The sequence below is a fragment of the Huijunlia imazamoxiresistens genome, from assembly GCF_037132455.1.
Classification (GTDB): Bacteria; Bacteroidota; Bacteroidia; order Chitinophagales; family Chitinophagaceae; genus Flavisolibacter; species Flavisolibacter imazamoxiresistens.
The window spans coordinates 1-777 of the sequence record NZ_JBBBEI010000105.1 but is presented as its reverse complement, the minus strand read 5'-3'; the positions used below and the strand labels follow the sequence as shown (position 1 = coordinate 777).

Sequence of the window (777 nt, the reverse complement as noted above, 5' to 3'; positions counted from 1 at the left end):
ACGTCCAGCGGCTTTGCGTTCGTGGCGGCATTCGGTGACTGGTCGCCATGGAACTGTAACCCAATTTTTTATTAAAGCCGAAGATAAGAATTAAAAGCCTGCCGTTGTTCGTCGCGCTCGAGCCATAGCCGAGCAGTGGGCAAAAGTTGAAGCTGAACCCGTCAGCCAGCCATGACGCAAAGCCACATGTTGCCTGCTGCCCCATCTATTTAAAATATTTTCCTATTTTCTTTTACGGCTTCATTATAAATAGTTGAATCAAATCGCTGAAGTTGTTTTGCCAAGTCTTCAATAAAGGGTTTGCCCCTTTGCTTAAATAATTGTATTTGCTTTTCACTAAGCTTGATTTCCCTCACCATATCTGCAATACCCCCAACATAAACCCATAAACACAAATCATTACCGATTTTAGTTAAGGCATAGGACCAGTCTTCCCAATATAGTAGTTCACGCTTACTTCGAAGAAGATCTACAGCTGTTTTCTTAACCGCAATAAATTGGCCCCCGTTTTCAAGTAGCAACAGTTCAAATATTCTTGTATAACCATCTAATAGCGCCGTACTAATTTTTTCAGCATCTTCATCAGAGATACGGTATTCGGCTCTCAAATAATCCACCAATTCCGGGGCGTCTTTAAAGCTCAAGCTGGATTTGAAGTAAAATAACTTTTCCTGCCAAGTTCTCCAATTAGCAGGAATAGTTGATATAAGTATTTTGTCTGCTGTAAAGATTAAATCCATTTGAACCTTTTGGAAAGAAATACGGTTGCAGGCAACG

2 protein-coding genes are annotated in these 777 nt (G+C 40.8%); both read right to left on the bottom strand.

Going from position 1 to position 777, the window contains the following annotated elements; genetic code table 11:
- On the bottom strand, positions 1 to 205 hold a 205-nt coding region (locus V9K67_RS27070; protein ID WP_336728262.1), incomplete at its 3' end, for a hypothetical protein.
- Between the two features lie 4 nt (positions 206 to 209).
- A partial coding sequence (locus tag V9K67_RS27065; protein ID WP_336728260.1) for a hypothetical protein occupies positions 210 to 777 on the bottom strand: 568 nt, incomplete at its 5' end.